At 61.2% G+C, this 24,293-nt stretch carries 18 protein-coding genes and 1 pseudogene; 15 read left to right on the top strand and 4 right to left on the bottom strand.

Annotated elements, in window-relative coordinates; translation table 11 throughout:
- Nucleotides 1-91 precede the first annotated feature (91 nt).
- From GJA_RS06000 to GJA_RS05990, 3 genes and pseudogenes are all read left to right on the top strand, one after another.
- Nucleotides 92-1,639, top strand: a complete 1,548-nt coding sequence (locus GJA_RS06000) for a methyl-accepting chemotaxis protein (RefSeq protein ID WP_038489889.1) — start codon at nt 92-94, stop codon at nt 1,637-1,639.
- Between the two features lie 164 nt (nt 1,640-1,803).
- Nucleotides 1,804-2,814 (top strand): annotated as a pseudogene (locus GJA_RS05995) (extracellular catalytic domain type 1 short-chain-length polyhydroxyalkanoate depolymerase); the annotation flags it as partial.
- A gap of 136 nt (nt 2,815-2,950) precedes the next feature.
- Nucleotides 2,951-4,111: a tetratricopeptide repeat protein gene (locus tag GJA_RS05990; RefSeq protein ID WP_038489886.1), complete on the top strand. Its 1,161-nt coding sequence runs from the start codon at nt 2,951-2,953 to the stop codon at nt 4,109-4,111.
- Between the two features lie 11 nt (nt 4,112-4,122).
- Here the strand turns inward: GJA_RS05990 and hemW are convergent, their stop codons facing one another.
- The 3 genes from hemW to rph all read right to left on the bottom strand — a co-directional run bounded on the left by hemW (nt 4,123) and on the right by rph (nt 6,837).
- A complete protein-coding gene (gene hemW / locus GJA_RS05985; RefSeq protein ID WP_038489883.1) occupies nt 4,123-5,388 on the bottom strand; it encodes a radical SAM family heme chaperone HemW in 1,266 nt (421 codons plus the stop codon).
- Nucleotides 5,385-5,969 carry an RdgB/HAM1 family non-canonical purine NTP pyrophosphatase gene (rdgB, locus tag GJA_RS05980; protein WP_038489879.1) on the bottom strand — a complete coding sequence of 195 codons (585 nt, stop codon included), beginning with the start codon at nt 5,967-5,969 and terminating at the stop codon, nt 5,385-5,387. Before rdgB ends, hemW begins: the two co-directional genes overlap by 4 nt.
- Nucleotides 5,970-6,102: 133 nt before the next feature.
- On the bottom strand, nt 6,103-6,837 hold the full coding sequence (gene rph / locus GJA_RS05975) for a ribonuclease PH (RefSeq protein WP_038489875.1): 735 nt from the start codon (nt 6,835-6,837) through the stop codon (nt 6,103-6,105).
- Between the two features lie 249 nt (nt 6,838-7,086).
- Between rph and GJA_RS05970 the strand changes: the two genes are divergently transcribed.
- The 4 genes from GJA_RS05970 (at nt 7,087) to GJA_RS05955 (ending at nt 11,396) form a co-directional block, all read left to right on the top strand.
- Entirely contained in the window at nt 7,087-7,977 is an 891-nt protein-coding gene (locus tag GJA_RS05970) for a YicC/YloC family endoribonuclease (protein WP_038489872.1), read from the top strand.
- A 159-nt stretch (nt 7,978-8,136) separates the two neighbouring features.
- Complete coding sequence (gene gmk / locus GJA_RS05965) at nt 8,137-8,775, top strand: guanylate kinase (protein ID WP_174526002.1); 639 nt, start codon at nt 8,137-8,139, stop codon at nt 8,773-8,775.
- A gap of 43 nt (nt 8,776-8,818) precedes the next feature.
- Nucleotides 8,819-9,022: a DNA-directed RNA polymerase subunit omega gene (gene rpoZ, locus GJA_RS05960; RefSeq protein ID WP_010400723.1), complete on the top strand. Its 204-nt coding sequence runs from the start codon at nt 8,819-8,821 to the stop codon at nt 9,020-9,022.
- Nucleotides 9,023-9,104: 82 nt separating this feature from the next.
- Entirely contained in the window at nt 9,105-11,396 is a 2,292-nt protein-coding gene (locus tag GJA_RS05955; protein WP_038489863.1) for a RelA/SpoT family protein, read from the top strand.
- A 76-nt stretch (nt 11,397-11,472) separates the two neighbouring features.
- On the opposite strand, the gene greB is transcribed toward GJA_RS05955, so the two are convergent.
- On the bottom strand, nt 11,473-12,036 hold the full coding sequence (gene greB, locus GJA_RS05950; protein ID WP_038489860.1) for a transcription elongation factor GreB: 564 nt from the start codon (nt 12,034-12,036) through the stop codon (nt 11,473-11,475).
- Between the two features lie 125 nt (nt 12,037-12,161).
- On the opposite strand from greB, the gene GJA_RS05945 reads away from it, so the two are divergent.
- From GJA_RS05945 to GJA_RS05910, 8 genes are all read left to right on the top strand, one after another.
- Nucleotides 12,162-12,746 carry a hypothetical protein gene (locus tag GJA_RS05945; RefSeq protein WP_242404456.1) on the top strand — a complete coding sequence of 195 codons (585 nt, stop codon included), beginning with the start codon at nt 12,162-12,164 and terminating at the stop codon, nt 12,744-12,746.
- Between the two features lie 9 nt (nt 12,747-12,755).
- On the top strand, nt 12,756-14,222 hold the full coding sequence (locus GJA_RS05940; protein WP_081905266.1) for a PAS domain-containing sensor histidine kinase: 1,467 nt from the start codon (nt 12,756-12,758) through the stop codon (nt 14,220-14,222).
- Between the two features lie 41 nt (nt 14,223-14,263).
- Nucleotides 14,264-14,911: a response regulator gene (locus GJA_RS05935; protein WP_038489854.1), complete on the top strand. Its 648-nt coding sequence runs from the start codon at nt 14,264-14,266 to the stop codon at nt 14,909-14,911.
- 176 nt (nt 14,912-15,087) lie between these two features.
- Entirely contained in the window at nt 15,088-16,707 is a 1,620-nt protein-coding gene (locus tag GJA_RS05930) for a GGDEF domain-containing protein (protein ID WP_038489851.1), read from the top strand.
- 345 nt (nt 16,708-17,052) lie between these two features.
- Nucleotides 17,053-18,621 carry a flagellin N-terminal helical domain-containing protein gene (locus tag GJA_RS05925; RefSeq protein WP_038489848.1) on the top strand — a complete coding sequence of 523 codons (1,569 nt, stop codon included), beginning with the start codon at nt 17,053-17,055 and terminating at the stop codon, nt 18,619-18,621.
- 373 nt (nt 18,622-18,994) lie between these two features.
- Complete coding sequence (locus GJA_RS05920) at nt 18,995-20,587, top strand: flagellin N-terminal helical domain-containing protein (protein ID WP_038489845.1); 1,593 nt, start codon at nt 18,995-18,997, stop codon at nt 20,585-20,587.
- A 197-nt stretch (nt 20,588-20,784) separates the two neighbouring features.
- Nucleotides 20,785-22,353 (top strand): flagellin N-terminal helical domain-containing protein, encoded by a 1,569-nt coding sequence (locus GJA_RS05915; RefSeq protein WP_038489843.1) that lies wholly within the window; start codon nt 20,785-20,787, stop codon nt 22,351-22,353.
- 365 nt (nt 22,354-22,718) lie between these two features.
- A complete protein-coding gene (locus GJA_RS05910) occupies nt 22,719-24,287 on the top strand; it encodes a flagellin N-terminal helical domain-containing protein (RefSeq protein ID WP_038489840.1) in 1,569 nt (522 codons plus the stop codon).
- Nucleotides 24,288-24,293 lie beyond the last annotated feature (6 nt).

The raw sequence follows: 24,293 nt of genomic DNA, 5'->3' as shown, positions 1-24,293 counted from the left end.
ACTGAAAAAAGATACAGAAAGTTAAATCGGCATTCACGTATAATCTTTCCCTAAAGACAAATATGCTGTCCAATTGGAATTGAATATATCTATGAAAACGCTGTCGAATATCCGTATCGGCGCCCGCCTGGCGCTCGGTTTTGCGCTGGTGCTGATCCTGTCCATCGCCGCCATTTCGTTTGCCCTGATCAATGCCCACAGCAATGCCGAAGCCACCCGGCAAATGATGGAGCGGCCGCTGGCCAAGGAACGCCTGGCATCCGACCTGTATCTGCTGATCTATTCGGCGATCGAGCGCACCTCGCTGATCGCCAAGAGCAGCGATCAAACGCTGTCGGTGGTGTTTGCCGATGAAATCGCCGCCGGCACCAAAAAAGGCGGCGGCTTCCTGAAACAATTGCAAGGCATGCTCGATACGGCGCAGGAAAAAGCCACGTTCGAGGCCACCATGCGCGTGCGGGCCACCTACCAGGAAGCCAAGAACCAGGTCATGAACGCCAAGAAGTCCGGCGATGCGGCGCAGGGGGAGCGTATTTACACGGAGCGCTACATGCCGGCGGCCAAGGCTTACCAGGTCCAGGTGCAAGCGTTGCTGGCACAGCAGCGCAAGGCCATCGACGATACCGCGCACGGCATCGAGGCGGCCAATGCACATAGCTTCAGCCTGCTGGTGACACTGAGTATCTTGCTGGTAGTGCTGGCCAGCCTGGGCGCCTGGCTGATCACGCGCAGCATCGTGCGGCCGCTGCGGGCCGCGATCAAGGTCGCCGAAACCGTCGCCACCGGCGATTTGCGCAGCGTGTTCCGGACACCGTCCGGCGATGAAATCGGCGACTTGATGAGGGCCTTGCAGCGCATGAACCAGGCGCTGGCGCGGGTGGTGTCGGAAGTACAGGGCGGCGCCCAGACGATCGCCACTGCGTCGGGCCAGATTGCGGCCGGCAACCAGGACTTGTCGTCGCGCACCGAGCAGCAAGCGGGCTCGCTGGAAGAAACCGCATCGTCGATGGAACAACTGACGGCCGCCGTGCGCCAGAATGCCGACCATGCGCAGCAGGCCAATCAACTGGCGCTGGCCGCGTCCGGCGTGGCAGCCAGCGGCGGCGACATCGTCGGCCAGGTGGTCGATACCATGGGCAACATCAATAACGCGTCGAAGAAAATCGTCGACATCATCGGCGTCATCGACGGCATTGCCTTCCAGACCAACATCCTGGCGCTGAACGCGGCCGTCGAAGCGGCGCGCGCCGGCGAACAGGGGCGTGGCTTCGCCGTGGTGGCCACCGAGGTGCGCAGCCTGGCGCAGCGCTCGGCCGCCGCCGCGAAGGAAATCAAGGGACTGATCGACGACTCGGTACAGCAGGTGGAGCATGGCGCGCAACTGGTGCAGCAAGCCGGCTCGACCATGAACGACGTGGTCTCCAGCGTGCGCCGCGTCACCGAGATCATGGCCGAGCTGACCTCGGCCAGCCAGGAACAGCGCGTGGGCATCGAACATATCAATGAAGCGATGTCGCAGATGGACCAGGTGACCCAGCAAAACGCCGCGCTGGTCGAAGAAGCGGCGGCCGCCGCCGCCAGCCTGGAAGACCAGGCCAGCCACCTGGCCAGCGTGGCGGGCGGCTTCAAGCTGGGCTAGCCAGCATGAACAAACAGCGCCGGCAATGTCGAACAGATCAATAGAGCGCCAGTCCTTGCTATCCTTTCCCGTCGAACTTTGTTTTAATTAATTTCCTTTCAGAACGGCCAGCTATCCCGCTGGCCTGCCATGCGCACGCAACATCGTGCTTCCAGGAGATAGTTATGCATCGTTTGCATTGTTCGATCACAGCCATCGTATTGTCCCTCGCCGCCAGCGGCGCCTGCCAGGCCCGGGGGATTGCCGGCCTGGCTGCCGGTCCCGGCGCCTGGAGCGCCAACCAGACCTGGGCCGCCGACAGCGTCAACGGCGGTAATTTGAGCGGCTATTTTTATTGGCCCGCCAGCCAGCCCACGCTGGCCGGCAAGCGCGCACTGGTGCTGGTCTTGCACGGTTGCAACCAGACCGCCGCCAACGATGTGATCAATTCCAGCAGCGACCAGGGTTTTAACTGGAAAGCCATGGCCGACCGCTACGGCGCCGTGATCCTGGCGCCGAATGCGACCGGCAATGTGTACGGCAATCACTGCTGGGACTATGCCAGCGCCAGCCATGGCCGCACCGACAATAGCGGCCACGACGCCATCCTGCTCGACCTGGTCCGGCGCTTCACCGGCAATCCGCAATATGCGATCGACCCGCGGCAGGTGTATGTCACCGGCCTGTCGTCTGGCGGCGGCGAAACCATGGTGCTGGCTTGCCTGGCGCCGGACATTTTCGCCGGCGCCGGCATCAACGCCGGTCCGCCGCCCGGCACCGGCACCGGCGACATCGGCCGGGTGCCGCCGAACTATGGCGCGGCGACCGCCGCCGAACGTTGCCGCGCACTGGCCGGGAGCAACAGTCCCAGCTTCGACAGCCAGATCAGCAGCGTCATCTGGGGCAGTGCCGACTATATCGTGTCGCAGGCCTACGGCCCGCTCGACGCGGCCGCGATGCGCCTGGTCTATGGCGGCGACTACACAAAAAATGCGCCGCTCACGGTGCCCGGCGGCGGCAACAATATCGGCTACAACGACAGCAACGGCAAGCTGCGCACCTCGGAAATCACGGTCAGCGGCATGGGCCACGCGTGGCCGGCCGGCAGCGGCGGCCAGAACCGCAATTACGTCGATGCGAAGCGGGTCAACTATCCGGTGTTTCTGATGAATTTCTGGTTCACCAACAACTTACGTGTCGACCGGCAACCCTGAATAACATGGTTTGACAATGCCCATGCAGGCGCGGATACTTTAAAGAATAAAAGTCAGTGGAAAAAGCGCGCCACCAGACGATCTGCGCTGGAGTGGAAAATGAGTGGGGAGACACCAGATGAAACCCTGGGCCACCATATTGATGTTGTGTGCGGCATTGAGCGCCTGCGCCAGCGTACCAAGCGCGCCGCCGCCATTGTTGTTCAACGACGCCGCCTTCGGCACGCCGCTGAAGACCGCCAGCCCGGCAGAAATTTTTGCCGTCAGCGATGCGATGAAAGCTTATCTGCAAGACCACATCAGCTACCGCGCGCGCAACGACAATCCACGCCAGGCGCTGTTCGACGCGCTCTACAAGAAGGGCCAGTTGCGGCTGGAGTACGATGCGGAAATGACGCGCAACGCGACCGAGGCCTTCGATGCGCGCGCCGGCAATTGCCTGTCGCTGGTGCTGATGACGGCCGCGCTGGCCAAGGAATTGAATCTTGCGGTGCAATACCAGACGGTGATGACCGAAGAAAGCTGGAGCCGCAGCGGCGACCTGTATTTCGTCAGCGGCCACGTCAACCTGACGCTCGGCAAAAAGACCAATGAAAACACCGGTTATGACGCCAGGGGGCTGCTGACCATCGATTTCCTGCCGCCGCAGGACGGCGCCGGCTACCGCAGCCTGCCGATCCCGGAACAGACTATTCTCGCCATGTACATGAATAACCGCGCCGCCGAAACGCTGGCGGCGCGGCACATCGAACAGGCGTATTGGTGGGCCCGCGCGGCAATCCTGCAAGACCCCGCTTTCGGCGCCGCCTACAACACGCTGGGCGTGATTTTCCGCCGCCACGGCAATCTCGACGACGCGCGGCGCAGCTTCGCGTTTGCGCTGGAACGTTCGCCATCGGATACTTTCATCCTGTCCAACCTGGCGCAAAGCCTGGAAGCGCTGGGCCGCGAACCCGAAGCGCGAGTGCTGCGCGAACGGCTGGCACGGCTGCAACCGGAACCGCCGTTTCACTTTTTCAACCTGGCACAAAAAGCCATGCTGGCCGGCGATTACCGGGCCGCCGTGACGCTGTTCGCCAGGGAAGTGGCGCGCGATCCCTACTATCACGAATTCCACTTCGGCCTGGCGCAGGCCTACTTCAAGCTCGGCGAGTTGCGGCTGGCCGACCGCGAACTGATCCTGGCGCTGGAAAACAGCACCACCCGCAACGATCATCAGTTGTATGCGGCCAAGCTGCAGCGCATCCGCGCCCAGCAAGCCCAGGTGCGCGCTCAGTGAGCAGCGAACGGCTAGGCCTGCAAAAACATTTGCTGCAAGTCGTTCAAGAAACGCTGGCCCAGTTCGGTCGGCCGGATGATTTGATGGTCGCGGTATAACAAACCCTTGGCTTCGGCCGCATTCATGGTTTTTTCGATCGCATTGATCGCCAGGCCGGTGCGCTCGCTGAACAAATTCGGCGTAAAACCGCCGTTCAGGCGCAAGGCGTTCAGCATGAATTCGAAGCCCATGTCGTCGCGGCCGATTTCAAATTCGTCCTGTACCGGATTGCCGTTCCTGACCGCATCCAGATACGCCTTCGGCTGCTTGTAGCGGGCTTGGCGCAGCACCCGGTGCGGGAATGAAATCTTCGAATGCGCGCCGGCGCCGATGCCGAGGTAGTCGCCGAACTCCCAGTAATTGAGGTTATGCCGCGCGCGCCGTCCCGGCCGGGCGTAGGCCGACACTTCATACTGTTCGAAGCCGGCCGCCGCGCTGCGCTCGGCAATCATGTCCTGGATGTCTGCGCTGGCGTCGTCGTCCGGCAGCGTCGGCGGATACTTGGCGAACAGCGTATTCGGTTCCAGCGTCAGGTGGTACAGCGACAAGTGCGGCGGTGCGAACGACAGCGCGGTCGCCAGGTCTTGCTCGGCCTCGGCCAGCGTTTGCGACGGCAGCGCATACATCAGGTCGAGGTTGAAATTGTCGAAAGTCCGCTGCGCGATCTCGACCGCGCGGCGCGCTTCGTTGTCATCGTGGATGCGGCCCAGCGCCTGCAAATGGCGGCTGTTGAAACTCTGGATGCCGATCGACAGACGGTTGATGCCGCTGGCCCGGTACGACTTGAATTTCTCGGCTTCGAAGGTGCCGGGATTGGCTTCCATCGTGATCTCGGCCGCGCCGTCCAGCGGCAGCAGGGTGCGCAAGTCCGACATCAAGCGGTCCAGGCCGGCCGCCGACATCAGGCTGGGCGTGCCGCCGCCGATGAAAATCGTATAAATCTTGCGGCCCCAGATCAGCGGCAGCGCCATTTCCAGGTCTTGTCGCAAGGCGGCCAGGTATTCCTCTTCCGGGAAACCGCCGCGCACCTCGTGCGAATTGAAGTCGCAATACGGGCATTTCTTGACGCACCACGGAAAGTGGATGTACAGCGACAGCGGCGGCAGCGCCGCCAGGTTCAGCGCGCCCGGCTGCAGATATTGCAAGGCCACGCCGGCCACGCCGCCGAGGTCGGACTGGGCGCCCGGCTTGCTGGCGCCGGCTGGTTTGGCCGAGCCGGCCAATTTGATCGGTATCATCGCAGTTTTTCTACCAGTGCACGCAAAGCCTGGCCGCGGTGCGAGCAGGCGTTTTTTTCATCGGCCGTCAATTCGGCGGCGCACTTGCCCAGCGCCGGGATATAAAAATGCGGATCGTAGCCGAAGCCGCCGTTACCGCGCGGCGTGGCGATCATTTCGCCGTTCCAGCGGCCATCGGCGATCACCGGCTGCGGATCGTCGGCATGGCGCACGAACACCAGCACACAGTAATAATAGGCCGATTTATCGGCATGCGCCTGCAAATCGGCGATCAGCCTGGCGCTGTTGGCGGCATCCGATTTCGGCGCGCCGGCATAGCGCGCCGAATACACGCCCGGCGCGCCGCCCAGCGCATTGACGCACACGCCGGAATCGTCGGCCAGCGCCGGCAAGCCGGTCAGGCGCGAAGCGTGGCGGGCTTTTTGCAGCGCGTTCTCAACGAAAGTATGAAACGGCTCGTCCGCTTCCGGGACGTTGAATTCGCCCTGCGCATGGACCGAAAAGCCGAGCGTCGACAGCAGCTCGTTGAATTCCTTGAGCTTGCCGGCATTGTTTGAAGCGAGTATCAGTTGTTGGGTCATGGAATAGATCAATCAGAACCGGGGTCAGACCACGATTATCAGGCAACAAAGAAATCGGGGACAGGCCAGGTTTTCCAAGAAAGATTGCCTGGAAAACGTGGTCTGTCCCCGGTATTAAAGAATAAGCGCTATTTTATCCGGTCAGGCCCAGCGCGTCTTTTTGCAGCTTGATCAGGTCGGCGATGCCCGCTTGCGCCAGGTCCAGCAAGCGGTTCATGCCGGCCCGGTCGAATGCCGCGCCTTCGGCCGTACCCTGCACTTCGATGAAATGACCGGCTTCGGTCATCACCACGTTCATATCCGTGTCGCAACCGGAATCCTCGACGTAATCGAGGTCCAGCACCGGCTCGCCCTGGTAGACGCCGACCGAAATCGCCGCGACAAAGCTTTTCACCGGGATGGTGTCGATCGCGCCGCGCGCCGCCAGCTGGGCGAAGGCGTCGTAGGCGGCGACCATCGCGCCGGTGATTGATGCGGTGCGGGTGCCGCCGTCGGCCTGGATCACGTCGCAATCGAGGTGCAAGGTGCGTTCGCCGAACGCTTGCAAGTCGAAAGCGGCGCGCAGCGAGCGGCCGATCAGGCGCTGAATTTCCTGGGTGCGGCCGGATTGCTTGCCGCGCGCCGCTTCACGGTCCATGCGCGTGTGGGTCGAGCGCGGCAACATGCCGTACTCGGCCGTCAGCCAGCCCTGCCCCTTGCCTTTCAGAAAACCCGGCACCTTGTCTTCGATGCTGGCGGTGCAAATCACCTTGGTGTCGCCGCACTCGATCAGGACCGAACCTTCGGCGTGCTTGGTGTATTGGCGGGTGATGCGGATGGCGCGCAGCGCGTCAACGGCGCGGCCGCTCGGGCGGTTCTCGAATGTCATGGTGGTTTTCCGAATAAGTGTGGGACGATTTTCAGCGCGGATTCTACCACCCGGACGCCGCTGGATTTTCAACCACGCCACACTGTTGCCGCCGCAGCGTTCGCCTTGCATACAATACTGACCCACAACAGGCAATTTTCTTTACAATGCAATATTCAGCAAATTACAGGCCGCCAGCTGCCAGCGCCTGAAATATGCGTAAAAACTGAACATAAGACAAAATCGGGGAATCCATTGAGTATTTCAAGCATGACAGGCTACGCGGTTGCCACCAGCGAAAGCGCTGCAGGCACACTGACTATTGAAATCAAGAGCGTCAATTCGCGCTTTCTCGATCTGCAATTCCGTATCAACGACGATTTGCGGGCGCTGGAACCGGATTTGCGCGTCGCCGTCATGGCCGCCATCACGCGCGGCAAAGTCGAGGTGCGCCTGAGCTTCGGCCGCAAGGCCGCCACCGCCGGCACCCAGGCGCTGAACCTGACGCTGCTGGCCGAACTGGCGCGGCTGCAAAACGAAATCGGCCAGCATTTTGTATCGGCGCCGGTGATGAGCGTGGCGGAATTGCTGCGCTGGCCAGGCGTCATCGAAGAAGCCCAAGTCGGCCAGGAATCGCTGCAGGCGGACGTCGCGGCCCTGACCGTGCGCACCGTCGCCGCCTTTGTCGACAGCCGCAAGCGCGAAGGCGCGGCGCTGGAAACGGTGCTGGTGTCGCGCATCGAAGCGATGGAAGCGATCGTCAAGCGCATCACGCCGCTGATCCCGCAAGTGGTCGCCGCGTTCCAGCAAAAAGCCGTCGAACGCATGCAGGATGCGCTGGGACTGGCCAGCCAGGGTTCGAATTCGGCGCTGTCGCGCCAGGATGCGATGGAACGCATCCGCCAGGAAGTGATTTTGTACGGCATCCGCATCGACGTTTCCGAAGAGCTGGCGCGCCTGTCGGCCCACTTGACCGAAACCCGCCACATCCTGAAAAAAGGCGGCCAGGTCGGCAAACGCCTCGATTTCATGATGCAGGAACTCAACCGCGAAGCCAATACGCTGGGCGCCAAGGCGTCCGTCAAGGAATTGGCCGACGCCTCGATGGACTTGAAACTGCTGATCGAACAAATGCGCGAACAGGTGCAAAACCTGGAATAAACCCGCGATACATAGTCCGCTATAACAACTGCTCTACAACTGTTCTTATAGCAACTATGCAACTATTGATGACTGACAACAGCCGCTCTTGGTAAAATACTGCCTTGGGCGACGCTGTATGGCGTATCCGCCAACTTTATCCGTTATTGAAAGATCAGCATGAGCCATCCCACCGCCTTCTCCGGCAGCCTGTTTATGGTCGTTGCGCCTTCCGGCGCCGGCAAATCGACTCTGGTCAACGCGCTGCTGAAACAGGAACCAGCGATCAAACTGTCGATTTCGACCACCACGCGGGCGCCGCGTCCGGGCGAAGAGCATGGCCGCGAGTATTATTTCACTACCGCCGACGACTTTGTCGCGCGCGCCGACCAGGGCGAATTCCTGGAATGGGCCGAAGTGCACGGCAATTATTACGGCACCTCGCGCATCCAGGTCGAGCAACAGATGCAGGCCGGCACCGATATTTTGCTGGAAATCGATTGGCAAGGCGCGCGCCAGGTGCGTAAACAGTTTCCGCGCGCAGCCGGAATTTTCATTTTGCCGCCGTCGATCGCTGCGCTGGAAGAGCGCCTGAACAAGCGCGGCCAGGATGAACCGCACGTCATCACGCGGCGCCTGCTGGCCGCCGGCGGAGAAATCGCACACGCGCCAGAGTTCGAATATGTTATTATCAATGAAGAGTTTACGGTCGCCTTGCTGGAGTTGAGCGCGATCGTCAAAGCGGCCCGTTGCAGGTTTGCGCAACAAGCGGCCCGCAGCGCCTCGCTGTTCGCCCAATTGGGCATCCACGCTGAATAAGCAGTCCGCACCGATCAGATAGTAGAATTTTTAGGAGTTACAGATGGCCCGTATCACAATTGAAGATTGCCTGAAACAAATCCCGAATCGTTTCCAGCTGACCCTGGCCGCGACCTATCGCGCCCGTCAACTGTTGCAAGGCCATACCCCAAAGGTTGAAGCCAAGGATAAACCGACGGTAGTTGCCCTGCGTGAAATCGCCGCTGGCAAGGTCGGTATCGAAATGTTGAAAAAGGTCCCTATGTAATCAGGGAACCTGCGTACCGGACAGTGCTGACCCAGGTTTCCCAGTCCCCCTATTTTCGCACTGCAACGGAACGCAACGCTTTATGAGTCTGACCCCAGCCGACACGACTTCTGCAGGATCGCCTGCCCTGGCCCCGCGCCAGGCGGCAAAAACGCCGGACGCTGCTGCGTCCGGCGCCGCCACATCCATGCCCTTTGCACCAATAGCGCCCTCCATGCCACCGTCGCCCACTGCCGGCGTCGCTTCGGTCAGCCACCTGGCTGACAAACTCAGTGAATATCTCGGCCCGGCCGACCTGAAAAAGGTCAAGGAAGCCTATCGCTTTTCCGACGAGATGCACCTGGGCCAGATGCGACGCTCAGGCGAACCCTATATTTCCCACCCGATCGCGGTCGCCGAAATTTGCGCCGATTGGAAGCTGGACGCCCAGGCGATCATGGCGGCGCTGCTGCATGACGTGATGGAAGACCAGGATGTCAAGAAAGACGAATTGATCGAGCGCTTCGGCGCGCCGGTGGCCAACCTGGTCGACGGCCTGTCGAAGCTGGAAAAAATCGAATTCCAGAGCCAGATCGAAGCGCAGGCGGAAAATTTCCGCAAGATGCTGCTGGCCATGGCGTCCGACGTGCGCGTGATCCTGATCAAGCTGGCCGACCGGCTGCACAATATGCGCACGCTCGATGCGATGTCGCCAGTCAAGAAACGCCGCATCGCCGGCGAAACCATGGAAGTGTACGTGCCGATCGCACACCGCCTCGGCTTGAACAATATCTACCGCGAATTACAAGACCTGTCGTTTTCGCATTTGTACCCGATGCGCTACCGCACGCTGGCGAAAGCGGTCAAGGCGGCGCGCGGCAACCGGCGCGAAGTGGTCAACAAGATACTCGAATCGGTCAAGAGCACGCTGGCGATGGCGGAAATCGGCGCCGAAGTCTATGGCCGCGAAAAAACGCTGTACGGCATCTATAAAAAGATGCGCAACAAACATTTGTCTTTTTCGCAAGTTCTGGATGTGTACGGCTTCCGCGTGGTGGTCGACAGTTTTGAAAATTGCTACGTGGCGCTGGGCACGCTGCACTCGCTATACAAGCCGATGCCGGGCAAGTTCAAGGATTACATCGCCATCCGCAAGCTGAACGGCTATCAATCGCTGCATACCACGCTGATCGGCCCGTACGGCACGCCGGTTGAATTCCAGATCCGTACCCAGGAAATGCACCGCACCGCCGAGTCCGGCGTCGCGGCGCACTGGCTGTACAAGAGCGGCGAATCGAATATGACCGATTTGCAGCAACGCACCCATGCATGGCTGCAATCGCTGCTCGACATCCAGCAGCAAACCGGCGATTCGGCCGAATTCCTGGAACACGTCAAGGTCGACCTGTTCCCCGATTCGGTGTATGTGTTCACGCCGAAGTCGAAAATCATCGCGCTGCCGCGCGGCGCGACGGCGATCGATTTCGCCTATTCGATCCACACCGGCATCGGCGACCATACCGTGGCGGTCAAGATCAACAATGAAACGGCGCCGCTGCGTACCGAGCTGCGCAATGGCGACATCGTTGAAATCGTCACCGATTCCTTGTCGCGGCCGAGTCCGACCTGGCTGTCGTTCGTGCGCACCGGCAAGGCGCGCTCGGCGATCCGCCACCACTTGCGCACCATCAACCTGCCGGAATCGATCATATTGGGCCAGCAATTGCTGACCCAGGCGCTGATCACGCTGAACATCACGCCGGACTTGCCGGCGCCATTGGTCGAACGCCTGCTGAACGAATCGAGCGCCAAGTCGATGGACGAATTGCACGCCGACATAGGCATCGGCAAACGCATGGCGGCGCTGGTGGCGCGCCACATCTTCGGCCTGATGGGCGGCGAATCGGCCAGCGTGCCGATCGACCACAACAGCGCCAACGAACTCGACCCGGTCACCATTTGCGGCAGCGAAGGCGTGTCGGTGCAATTGGCGGCGTGCTGCCTGCCGATTCCCGGCGACCAGATCATCGGCCAGTTGCGGCGCGACCAGGGCTTGCTGGTGCACACCAGCGATTGCTCGGTGGCCAAGCGCCAGCGCATCAAGGAACCGGACCGCTGGATCGCGGTGCGCTGGGGAACCGAGCTGAACCGCCGCTTCGACAGCCGCATCAAGCTGCTGATCAACAATGAAAAAGGCATCCTGGCGCGGGTCGCGGCCGAGATCGGCGAATCCGACGCCAACATCATCTATGTCGGCATGGATGAAGACAAGGACCATGTACTCGACCAGTTGCGCTTCACCATCCAGGTCAAGGACCGGGTCCACCTGGCCGGCTTGCTGCGCAACGTGCGTAAAGTAGCCGGCGTCAACCGCATCCTGCGCGAACGCAGCTAGCACTTCAAGCGCTGAAACCGGGGACAGGGCACGCTTATCGGGCAATATACTGCTTCATGCGTGGCCTGTCCCCGTTTTATTCAGACGGTGCCGGGTAGCTCACTTCCAGCAATTCCAGCTCTTCCGCGCCGTGCGGGGTGTTCAGGGTGACCAGGTCGCCTTCACGCGATTTGGTGATGGCGCGCGCCACCGGCGAGACCCAGCTGATCTTGCCGTTCAATGGATCGAGTTCGTCGATGCCGACGATGGTGATGGTATGCGTTGCGCCAGCCTGGTTGCGGTAGGTGACGGTGGCGCCGAAAAATACCTGGTCGCTTCCATGGTGCACGCTGGGGTCGACAATCGCCGCCAGGTCCATCCGCTTGGTCAGGAAACGGATGCGCCGGTCGATTTCACGCAGGCGCCGCTTGCCGTAGATGTAATCGCCATTTTCCGAGCGGTCGCCATTCGATGCCGCCCAGTGCACGATCTTGACCACTTCCGGCCGGTCGATGTCGATCAGTTGCAGCAATTCATCCTTGATGCGCTGATAACCGGCCGGCGTGATGTAATTCTTGGCGCCAGCCGGGATCGCCAGGGCCAGCGCCGCGGCTTCTTCGTCATCGTCGTGGTCCGACTCTTTTACAAATGCTTTATTCATCACGCTATTGTAGCGGCAGTGCGGGCCGCCGGGGATGGTTTGGGCGACCAGGCTGTTTTTTTAACGTATCATCCCTACATCATGCTCAAGATTGGCAAATCCTATACTCAATGCGTATCAAACGATTGACGACACTCAGGCGCTGGCTGTTCGCGCCGCTGGTCTACCTGGCCGCGATTTTCCTGCTGGTCGAGGAATGGCTGTGGGCCACCGGCGCGCGCCTGCTCGGCTGGGTCGCCTTATTCCCGCCGCTGCATGCGCTGGAAAGCTGGATCAAGGGCTTGCCGCCCTATGTCGCGCTGGCCGTGTTCGTACTGCCGGCCATCTTGCTGTTCCCCGTCAAGGTGATGGCGCTGCTGGCGATCGCCAACGGTCACGCGCTGTCCGGCGTCAGCGTGATCGTGATCGCCAAGCTCGGCGGCGCGGCCGCGGTGGCGCGGCTGTACACGCTGACCCGGCCTACCTTGCTGAGCCTGCCATGGTTCGCGCGCTGGCACGGCAAGTTTATCGAACTCAAGGACTCCTGGATCGCGCGGCTGCGCGCCACCCGCGCATGGCGCCGCGTCAGCGCACTGGGACGCGCGCTCGGCAAGGCGCGCCGCGACTGGTGGAGCACTAGCCGCAAGCAACCGGGCGCAGGCCGGCTGGCGGCACGCCCGGCGCGGGTATTGCGCCGTTTCGCCGCGCTGTGGCGCGCGCGCCGCCGCTGAGCACGCCAAATGATGAGCACACCCACCCTGCCCTGCTTGGCCGCCGTGATGCAAGCGTCGCCGTCGGAAATTTACCTGCTCGACGCGGCCACGCTGCACTTTGTCGACGTCAATCAGGCCGCCTGCCGCAACTTGCAATACGACATGGCCAGCCTGGCCGCCATGACGCCGTTGATGCTGGCGCCGCAATTGACGCGGACACACTTCGACAGCGTGCTGGCGGGCCTGGGCCAGGATATCGGCGCCCAGGCCGACCTGCAGCTGGAACAGCGCCGCGCCGACGGCAGCAGTTATCCGCTGCAACTGCGGCTGATGCGCACCAGCCGCGACGGCCGCGCCCTGATCCTGGCGGTCGGCGAAGACCAGAGCCTGCCGCAAGCGTCGGCCGCCGCGCTGGCCCAGGTGCAGTCGCACTTCAACGCCATCGTCTCGAACACGCCCGGACTGGTGTACCAGTTCCGCCAGGAGGCCAGCGGCGCGGTCTGGTTCGATTACCTGAGCGACGGCTGCCAGGCGCTGCTCGGTTTGACGGCGCAGCAATTGCAACAGCAGCCCAGCTTGTTCCTGGCGCTGATCCTGGCCGACGACCGTCGGTCCTACCTCGATTCGATGCAGGCTTCGGCCAGCGCGCTGTGGAGCTGGAACTGGGAAGGCCGGATCTGGGTCGATGCGTGGAAAGACGTCAAGTGGATCAACTTGCGCTCGACCCCGCGCGCGCTGGCCGATGGCGCAGTCCAGTGGGAGGGCATCATGACGAATATCACGGAAAGCAAGCTGGAACAGCTGGAAGTGCAACAGTCGCGGGCCCGGCTGGCCGAGTTGACGGCACATATAGAAAAGATCAAGGAACAGGAACGCACCCGCATCGCGCGCGAAATCCATGACGACCTGGGCGGCAACCTGACGGCGATCAAGATGGCGCTGGCGATGCTGGTGCGGCGCTTGCCGGAAGGCAGCGAACTATTGCAACAGAAAGCCGCCTATCTGGATGGGCTGGTCGACCGCACCATCGATTCGGTGCACCGCATTTCGCTCGACTTGCGCCCGCCGATGCTGGACCTGGGCATCGTCGCCGCGCTGCAGTGGCAAATCAGGGAATTCGAGAAACAGGCCGGCGTGACTTGCAGCTTTGTATCGAACCAGCGCGACATCGACCTCGGCCTGGACCAGGCCACCACGCTGTTCCGCATCTTCCAGGAAGCGCTGACCAATATCGCCAAACATGCGCGCGCCAGCAGGGTGACGGTGCGGCTGGCCCGTTTGCGTCACCACATCAGCCTGAAAATCACCGACAATGGCGTCGGCATGCGCCAGGCGGACAAAGCCAAGCCGCAATCGTTCGGCATCCGCGGCATGGCCGAGCGCGCCAACGCACTGGGCGGCACGCTGAGCCTGAGCCATGCGGCCGGCGGCGGCACGGTGGTGGCGCTCAAGATCAAGCTGGCCTCGCCGCTACGGCCGTTGATTGACCAATAACAATACCAGCCACTCGGGTTTTAGCTAAAGATACGCATGACATGAAACAAAAAAACACCATCAGGGTTTTTATCGCCGACGATCACGCCATCGTGCGCGAAGGCTTGAAGCAAATCCTGGCCGATACGCGCGATATCGTGGTTGCCGGTGAAGCGGAAAACGGCGTCGACGCGGTTAAGCTGTTCCGCAAGTCGGAATGCCAGGTGATGTTGCTCGACATTTCGATGCCGGACCGCAGCGGCATCGATGTCTTGAAGCAAATCAAGAAGGAGAAACCCGAGCTGGCGGTGCTGATGCTGTCGATGCACCGCGAAGACCAGTATGCGATCCGTTCGCTGAAGGCCGGCGCGGCCGGTTACCTGACCAAGCAAAGCGCGCCGCGTGAATTGGTCACGGCGATCCGCCAGGTCGCCAGCGGGTTAAAATATATCAGCCCGGCGCTGGCTCAGGAATTGGCGAATACGGTCGGCGAGGACCATGAGACACCGCCGCACGATACGCTGTCCGACCGTGAATACCAAACGCTGATGATGATCGCGTCGGGCAAGACGGTCGGTGCGATTGCCCAGGAATTGTCGCTGTCGGTCAAGACCGTCAGCGAATACCGGGCTCGCCTGCTGGCAAAAATGAAACTGAAGAACAGTGCCGAACTGACCCATTATGCGATCAGAAACCAGTTGATCGAGTAAAAACACCCGATAACAGTTAGATAATAACTCTTTAGACAACATACTGGTTTTCTTGGAAAGCATCGGCCATGCATCAAAGTAAGACATCTTAGTGCTGCTAATTCAAGAATAAAGTCTGGCCCGATTCGCATATCATGGGGATAATTAGCAAATACTTATAAAAGGCAGCCGCGTACATGTCCAGTAAATCGCCCCCTTCGCCAGCGCCTGTTGCGGCCGGCGCCAGCGCCCAGCAAAACCCGGCCGATATCGCGCGCGAAGCGTTTCGCCAGCTGGCGACGCGGCGCATCGCGCCGACGCCGAACGCCTACCGCGACATCTACAATGAAATCGCCGGCCTGCCCGCCGAGCCGGACAGCCAGCCCGGCGCGCTGATCGCCGCCAGCGCACCGGTCGACAGCGGCGCCGAAAACGTGCTGACCAGGTTTGCCGCCAAGATGAGCGAATCGAAGGGCGAACTGGGCGAATACGGCCGGCGTTTCCAGAGTGCATTGAAGGCGCGCGACTGGGACGCCTATGTGCGCAACCTGGTGCAATTATCCGAACGCCAGGGCAAGAAAGGCGGCATCGATATCGCGCCGCTGCCCGATGGCGAACAAACCCGCACGCTGCGCGACTTGCTCAGTCGTACCCTCAGTTTTGCCGTCGCCACCTTGCTGACCGGCACTCCGGCGCTGATGGCCGAATCCGAGTCGCTGGGCGCCGCGATCAAGCTGGCCCACACCGAGGAAGCGCTGAACGACGCGGCGCTGCGTTTGAAACAGCTGTGCTACCAGATCGAATTGAAGAGCGGCGATACGGCCGAACAGCAGGAATTGCTGCTGCGCCTGTTTAAACTGTTACTGGAAAACGTCAGTGAATTGCTCGACGACGATAGCTGGCTGCGCGGCCAGATCGACGCGGTGCAAAACCTGATCGCCGGTCCGCTCGACCAGCGCGCGCTGGAAGACGCCACCCGCAGCCTGAAGGAAGTCATCTATAAGCAAAGCCAGTTGAAGCACAGCCTGTCCGACGTCAAGCTGACGGTCAAGAACATGATGATGACCTTCATCGACCGGCTCGGCCAAGTGGCGACCAGCACCGGCGACTTTCATGAAAAGATCGGCGGTTATTCGGAAAAGATCAGCCAGGCTGAAAATATCAGCGAGTTGAACCAGGTGCTCGACGATGTGTTGCGCGAAACCCGGCTGGTGCAAACCGAGGCGTTGCGCGCGCGCGACAAGATGATGCTGGCGCGCCAGGAAGTGCAAGACGCCGAGCAGCGCATCCACACGCTGGAAGCGAAGCTGCAGCATATGAGCGAGCTGGTGCGAGAAGACCAGCTGACCGGCAGCCTGAACCGGCGCGGCCTCGACGATGTGTTCGAGCGCGAAACCGCGCGCTCCGACCGGCGCGGCACGCCGCTGTGCATCGCCATGCTGGACCTCGACGACTTCAAGCGCCTGAACGATAAATACGGCCACCTGGCCGGCGACGCGGCGCTGAAGCACCTGGTCAAGATCGTCAAGGAAACCTTGCGCTCGATGGATGTGATCGCCCGCTTCGGCGGCGAGGAATTCCTGATCCTGCTGCCGGAAACCACGGTCGACGCGGCATCGGCGACGATGACGCGGCTGCAACGCGAATTGACCAAGCACTTTTTCTTGCACGACAATGAAAAAGTCCTGATCACCTTCTCGGCCGGCGTCGCGCTGCGCCATGCGCATGAAGACCAGGCCGCTCTCGTCAAACGGGCCGACCGCGCCATGTACCAGGCCAAGCAAACCGGCAAGAACCGGGTGGTGGTGGCCGACTGATACGCCAGCTCGCCCCTGCCCCCTGATCTCGCCCGCCGCGCTTCAAGGCGGGTTTTTTTACGCCCAAAAAGAGCGATTAACATCTCGACATCTTCATTCAGCAGCTAAAAACAGTCAAAAATAAATTTATTTTTGCCCTAAAGTTTGATCTTCCGCAACCGATTAAGCGGGCGCTCATCGGCAACTTGAGGGTGAGATACAAAAAAAATATCTCTTTTTTACACTTCATTTTTTCCAGGCCGCTCCGTTACCGATTACAACAGCGGCTTGATTGTCACGGAACAGCGTGGCAGGCCAAAGTAAACAGCACAGAGCTAACACCGCATTCCTGTCTGGAGAATTACCATGGCCCAAGTCATCAATACCAACGTCGCTTCGCTCAACGCACAGCGCAACCTGAACACTTCCCAAGCATCGCTGGCAACTTCGCTGCAACGCCTGTCTTCCGGTTTGCGCATCAATAGCGCCAAGGATGACGCCGCCGGCCTGGCAATCTCCGAACGTTTCACTTCCCAAATCCGCGGCAACACCCAGGCCGCACGCAACGCCAATGACGGCATTTCCCTGGCGCAAACCGCTGAGGGCGGCTTGAGTACCGCCGGCGACTTGCTGCAGCGTATACGTGAACTGGCGGTGCAATCGGCCAACGGCACCAACTCCGATTCGGACCGCAAATCGATCCAGAACGAAGTGGCATCGCTGTCGCAGGAATTGGACCGGGTCGCCACCACCACCCAATTCAACGGCCAGAACGTGCTCGACGGCAGCTTGACCAGCGCCCAGTTCCAGGTCGGCGCCAATTCCAACCAGGTCATCAATGTCGGCGTCGGCAGCGCCCGCGCCACCGATATCGGCAACAATACCGCCAAGACCTCGGATGCGGCCGCGTCGATTTCGCAAGCCGTGCTGCAAGGTTCGATCGACACCACCAACACCAGCCCGGCCAACAATGTCGCCGCACAGACCCTGACCATCGGCTCGGCCGGCGGCAAGACCACCGCGCTGACCGTCGCGGCCGGCGACAGCGCCAAGAAAATCGCCAGCAGCCTGAACGGCTTGAGCGGCAGCACCGGCGTGACGGCGCAAGCGAGCACCACAGCCAGCATCAGCGGCATCAGCGACGGCGCCGTGCAATTCACGCTGCGCGGTTCGAACTCGCTGGAAAATGACTCGACCTCGCAATCGGTCACCATTTCGGCGCGCGTGGTCGGCGGCGACCTGGCCGCGCTGGCGCAAGCGATCAATGCCCAGACCGGTAATACCAACGTCACCGCCAGCGTCAAGAAAAACGCCGACGGCACCCGCGAACTGACGTTGAACGAGAATTCCGGCAACGATATCAAAATCGCCAATATGGGCGCCACCGGCGGCCTGGTCGGCGCCTCGATGCGCGGCGCCGACACCGTGCCGGCAGTCGGCAACACGCCCGCCACGCCTGGCGTCGGCGTGACCTTCGTGGCGGCCAGCGCGGCCGGCGTACCGGCCAGCACTGCGGTGGTCGGCGGCAAACTGGATTTTTCCAGCGATAGCGGCTTCTCGTTGAAAACCAGCGCCGGCACCACCTTGCTGAACGGCCCATCGGTCGGCAGCGACTTGAAATCGGTCGCCAAGCTGGACGTCAGCACCGTGGCCGGCTCCAACGCCGCATTGCTGACCATCGACTCGGCGCTGAACCAGATCAACAGCAACCGCGCTTCGCTGGGCGCCGTGCAAAACCGTTTCGCCTCGACCATCTCGAACTTGCAAACCACGTCGGAAAACCTGTCGGCATCGCGCAGCCGTATCCAGGATACCGACTTCGCCGCGGAAACCGCCAGCCTGACCCGCGGCCAGATCTTGCAACAAGCCGGTACCGCGATGCTGGCGCAAGCCAACTCGCTGCCGAACGGCGTACTGTCGCTGCTGCGCGGCTAAGCACCGCACCGCCAGTCGCACGATGAATGAACGGCGCGACGGCGCCGCCGCAATCCCCGCTTGAGTTTGCTCAAGCGGGGATTTTTTTATGGGCGCGCGCCAGCTAGCGCCAAGCTTTGCGGCAGTAGGGAAAAAAGTTCCCGGAAAATAAAAAAATCTTGACTATCAAGTTTGGCATGTTGATGTCGATAGACGTGCGCCGTGCGCCGAACTGTAGGGTAAAAAGCCAAAAGTAAAATTTTATTTTGTATCAATTTTTCCTTTTGGCAACCGTTATAAAAAGTAACGGCGGCTTGATTGTCACAACCCAGCGTGACAGGCCAACGTACACGCACATAGCAAACAATGAAACACCCAGTTTGGAGAAAGATCCATGGCTCAAGTCATTAATACTAACGTTGCCTCGCTCAATGCGCAGCGCAACCTGAACACTTCGCAAGCGTCGCTGGCGACCTCCTTGCAGCGCCTGTCGTCAGGCTTGCGCATCAACAGCGCCAAGGACGACGCGGCGGGTTTGGCGATTTCCGAGCGTTTTACGTCGCAAATCCGCGGCAACACCCAGGCCGCGCGCAACGCCAATGACGGCATCTCGCTGGCGCAAACCGCCGAGGGCGGCTTGAGCACCGCCGGCGACCTGCTGCAACGTATCCGCGAACTGGCGGTGCAATCGGCCAACGGCACCAACTCCGATTCGGACCGCAAGTCGATCCAGAACGAGGTATCGTCGCTGTCGCAGGAATTGGACCGGGTCGCCAACACCACCCAGTTCAACGGCCAGAACGTGCTCGACGGCAGCCTGACCCATTCGCAATTCCAGGTCGGCGCCAATTCCAACCAGGTCATCAATGTCGGCGTCGCCAGCGCGCGCGCCACCGACATCGGCAACAATACCGCCAAGACGTCCGATGCGGCCACCTCGATTTCGCAATCGGTGCTGTCCACCGTCGCCGATGCGCCTGGCGCCTCGCCACCGACCACGCCGCTGAACCGGGTGACCACGCAAGTACTGACCATCGGTTCGGCCGGCGGCAAGACCACCGCACTGAACGTCACGGCCGGCGACAGCGCCAAGAAAATCGCCGCCAATATCAATGGCGTCGGCGGCAGCACCGGCGTGACGGCGCAAGCGAGCACCAACGCCACCATCACCGGTATCAAGGATGGCGCGGTGCAATTTACGCTGCGCGGTTCGAACTCGCTGGAAAACGATTCGACTTCGCAAGCCGTCACCATTTCGGCCAAAGTGGTCGGCGGCGACCTGGCCGCGCTGGCGCAGGCGATCAATGCCCAGACCGGCAATACCAACGTCACCGCCAGCGTCAAGAAAAACGCCGACGGCACCAAGGAACTGAGCCTCAATGAAAGCTCCGGCAACGATATCAAGATCGCCAACCTGGGCACCACGGCGGCCACCGGCCTGAGCGGCGCAAGCATCCGCGGCGCCGACGTCAAGGCGGCGGTCGGCAACACGCCGGCCCAGGCTGGCGTCGCGGTCAACTTTGCGACAGCGGACCCCGCCACCGGCGCGCCAAGCACGGCAGTCATCGGCGGCAAGCTGGATTTCTCCAGCGATAACGGCTTTTCGATCAAGACCAGCCTCGCCGGCGACCAGTCCATCCTCGGCGCCGACAGTATCGGCAGCGACCTGAAATCGGTCGCCAAACTGGACGTCAGCACCGTGGCCGGCTCCAACGCGGCGCTGCTGACCATCGATTCGGCGCTGAACCAGATCAACAGCAGCCGCGCGTCGCTGGGTGCGATCCAGAACCGTTTTGCGTCGACCATTTCCAACTTGCAAACCACCTCGGAAAACCTGTCGGCATCGCGCAGCCGCATCCAGGATACCGACTTCGCGGCGGAAACCGCCAACATGACCCGTGGCCAGATCTTGCAACAAGCCGGTACCGCGATGCTGGCGCAAGCCAATTCGCTGCCGAACGGCGTGCTGTCGCTGCTGCGCGGCTAAGCACGGCTAGCCTGAGTAGTCAACGTTCAATCGTCGACGCTCAATGATCAACGCAAATGCGGCACTACCCGGTCCGGCTTGACCGCGGGACCGGGAATGGCTGTTTTTTGATGGACTGTGAATAGCCCCGTCCAAGGCAGGCGCGAACAAGCAACTCCGCGCGCACAGCATGCAACAACCACTTCGGAGCAATATCCATGGCACAAGTCATTAATACCAACGTTGCCTCGCTCAATGCGCAGCGCAACCTGAACACTTCGCAAGCATCGCTGGCGACCTCCTTGCAGCGCCTGTCGTCAGGCTTGCGCATCAACAGCGCCAAGGACGATGCGGCGGGTTTGGCGATTTCCGAGCGTTTTACGTCGCAAATCCGCGGCAACACCCAGGCCGCGCGCAACGCCAATGACGGCATCTCGCTGGCGCAAACCGCCGAGGGCGGCTTGAGTACCGCCGGCGACCTGCTGCAACGTATCCGCGAACTGGCGGTGCAATCGGCCAACGGCACCAACTCCGATTCGGACCGCAAGTCGATCCAGAACGAGGTGTCGTCGCTGTCGCAGGAATTGGACCGGGTCGCCACCACCACCCAGTTCAACGGCCAGAACGTGCTCGACGGCAGCCTGACCAATTCGCAATTCCAGGTCGGCGCCAATTCCAACCAGGTCATCAATGTCGGCGTCGCCAGCGCGCGCGCCACCGACATCGGCAACAATACCGCCAAGACGTCGGATGCGGCCGCATCGATTTCGCAAGCCGTGCTGCAAGCCTCGGTCGATGGCGTGGGCACCAGCCCGCTGAACAACATCGTTGCCCAAAAGCTGACCATCGGTTCGGCAGGCGGTAAAAATACCGACGTCACCATCGGTGTCGGCGATAGCGCGAAAAAGATTGCTGGCAATATCAATGGCTTGAGCGGCAGCACCGGCGTGACGGCGCAAGCAAGCACCACGGCCACCATCAGCGGCATCAGCGACGGCGCCGTGCAATTCACGCTGCGCGGCTCGAATTCGCTGGAAAATGACGCGACCTCGCAAGCCGTCACCATTTCGGCGCGCGTGGTCGGCGGCGACCTGGCCGCGCTGGCGCAAGCGATCAATGCCCAGACCGGCAATACCAACGTCACCGCCAGCGTCAAGAAAAACGCCGACGGCACCAAGGAGTTGAGCCTCAATGAAAGCGCCGGCAACGATATCAAGATCGCCAACCTGGGCGCCACCGGCGGCCTGGTCGCCGCCAAGATGCGCGGCGCGGACTTGAAGCCGGCGGTCGGCAACACTCCCGCGGTAGCAGGCGCAACGGTCGACTTCGCGGCCGCCACCGCGGCCGGCGTGGCGACCAGCACGGCAGTGGTCGGCGGCAAAGTGGATTTTTCGAGCGATAGCGGCTTTTCGATGAAAACCGATACCGGCACCACCTTGCTGAACGGACCATCGGTCGGCAGCGATTTGAAATCGGTCGCCAAACTGGACGTCAGCACCGTGGCCGGTTCCAACGCCGCTTTGTTGACCATCGACTCGGCGCTGAACCAGATCAACAGCAGCCGCGCGTCGCTGGGTGCGATCCAGAACCGTTTTGCGTCGACCATTTCCAACTTGCAAACCACCTCGGAAAACCTGTCGGCATCGCGCAGCCGCATCCAGGATACCGACTTCGCGGCGGAAACCGCCAACATGACCCGTGGCCAGATCTTGCAACAAGCCGGTACCGCGATGCTGGCGCAAGCCAATTCGCTGCCGAACGGCGTGCTGTCGCTGCTGCGCGGCTAAGCGTCCGTTAGCCAGTATCAGTTAGCCAGTATCAAGTTGATATCAAGCTGGCATTCCCGGCCCGGATACCGCGGGCCGGGAATTTTATTTCATTTAAATTCATAATATAGTTATTTCAATCAAGCGCTGCCGGCAAAAAATAAAATAATTTACCCTCAAGTTTACGCCACGGCAGCCGTTTAAGCGGGCGCGGCGGAACAGACTGGAGGGCTGCGATATGAAAATAATTAGTGTTTTCTCCCATCAACTTTTAATGATGGCCGCCGTTACACATTGCAACAGCGGCTTGATTGTCACGGAACAGCGTGGCAGGCCAACGTAAACGCACAAGGCAAACTTAGAACTATCCAGTCTGGAGCAATACCATGGCACAAGTCATCAATACCAACGTCGCTTCGCTCAACGCACAGCGTAACCTGAACACTTCCCAAGCATCGCTGGCAACGTCGCTGCAACGCCTGTCTTCCGGCTTGCGCATCAATAGCGCCAAGGACGATGCGGCGGGGTTGGCGATTTCCGAGCGCTTCACGTCCCAAATCCGCGGCAACACCCAGGCCGCACGCAACGCCAATGACGGCATCTCGCTGGCACAAACCGCCGAGGGCGGCTTGAGCACCGCCGGCGACCTGCTGCAACGTATCCGCGAACTGGCGGTGCAATCGGCCAACGGCACCAACTCCGATTCGGACCGCAAGTCGATCCAGAACGAGGTGTCGTCGCTGTCGCAGGAATTGGACCGGGTTGCCAATACGACCCAGTTCAACGGCCAGAACGTACTCGACGGCAGCCTGACCAGCGCCCAGTTCCAGGTCGGCGCCAATTCCAACCAGGTCATCAATGTCGGCGTCGCCAGCGCGCGCGCCACCGACATCGGCAACAATACCGCCAAGACGTCGGATGCAGCCGCATCGATTTCGCAAGCCGTGTTGCAAGCCTCGGTCGACGGCGTGGGCACCAGCCCGCTGAACAACGTTGCCGCACAAACCTTGACCATCGGTTCGGCCGGCGGCAAGACCACCGCGCTGACCGTCGCGGCCGGCGATAGTGCCAAGAAAGTCGCCAGCAACCTGAATGGCTTGAGCGGCAGCACCGGCGTGACGGCGCAAGCAAGCACCACGGCCAGCATCAGCGGCATCGCCGATGGCGCCGTGCAATTCACGCTGCGCGGCTCAAACTCGCTGGAAAACGATTCGACCTCGCAAGCCGTCACCATTTCGGCGCGTGTGGTCGGCGGCGACCTGGCCGCGCTGGCGCAAGCGATCAATGCCCAGACCGGCAACACCAACGTCACCGCCAGCGTCAAGAAAAACGCCGACGGCACCAAGGAACTGAGCCTCAATGAAAGCGCCGGTAACGATATCAAGATCGCCAACCTGGGCGCCACCGGCGGCCTGGTCGGCGCCTCGATGCGCGGCGCCGATACCGTACCGGCAGTCGGCAACACCGCCGCCACGCCAGGCGCCGGCGTGACCTTCGCAGCCGCCAGCGCGGCCGGCGTGGCAACCAGCACGGCAGTGGTCGGCGGCAAACTGGATTTCTCGAGCGATAGCGGTTTTTCGTTGAAAACCAGCGCCGGCACCACCTTGCTGAACGCCCCATCGGTCGGCAGCGATTTGAAATCGGTCGCCAAACTGGACGTCAGCACCGTGGCCGGTTCCAACGCCGCTTTGTTGACCATCGACTCGGCGCTGAACCAGATCAACAGCAGCCGCGCGTCGCTGGGTGCGATCCAGAACCGTTTTGCATCGACTATTTCCAACTTGCAAACCACCTCGGAAAACCTGTCGGCATCGCGCAGCCGTATCCAGGATACCGACTTTGCGGCAGAAACCGCCAACATGACCCGCGGCCAGATCTTGCAACAAGCCGGTACCGCGATGCTGGCGCAAGCCAACTCGCTGCCAAACGGCGTGTTGTCGCTGCTGCGTGGCTAATTCCAT

Origin of the sequence: Janthinobacterium agaricidamnosum NBRC 102515 = DSM 9628 (assembly GCF_000723165.1) — a bacterium.
Taxonomy (GTDB): Bacteria; Pseudomonadota; Gammaproteobacteria; order Burkholderiales; family Burkholderiaceae_D; genus Janthinobacterium; species Janthinobacterium agaricidamnosum.
This window is presented reverse-complemented; position numbering and strand designations above follow the sequence as displayed.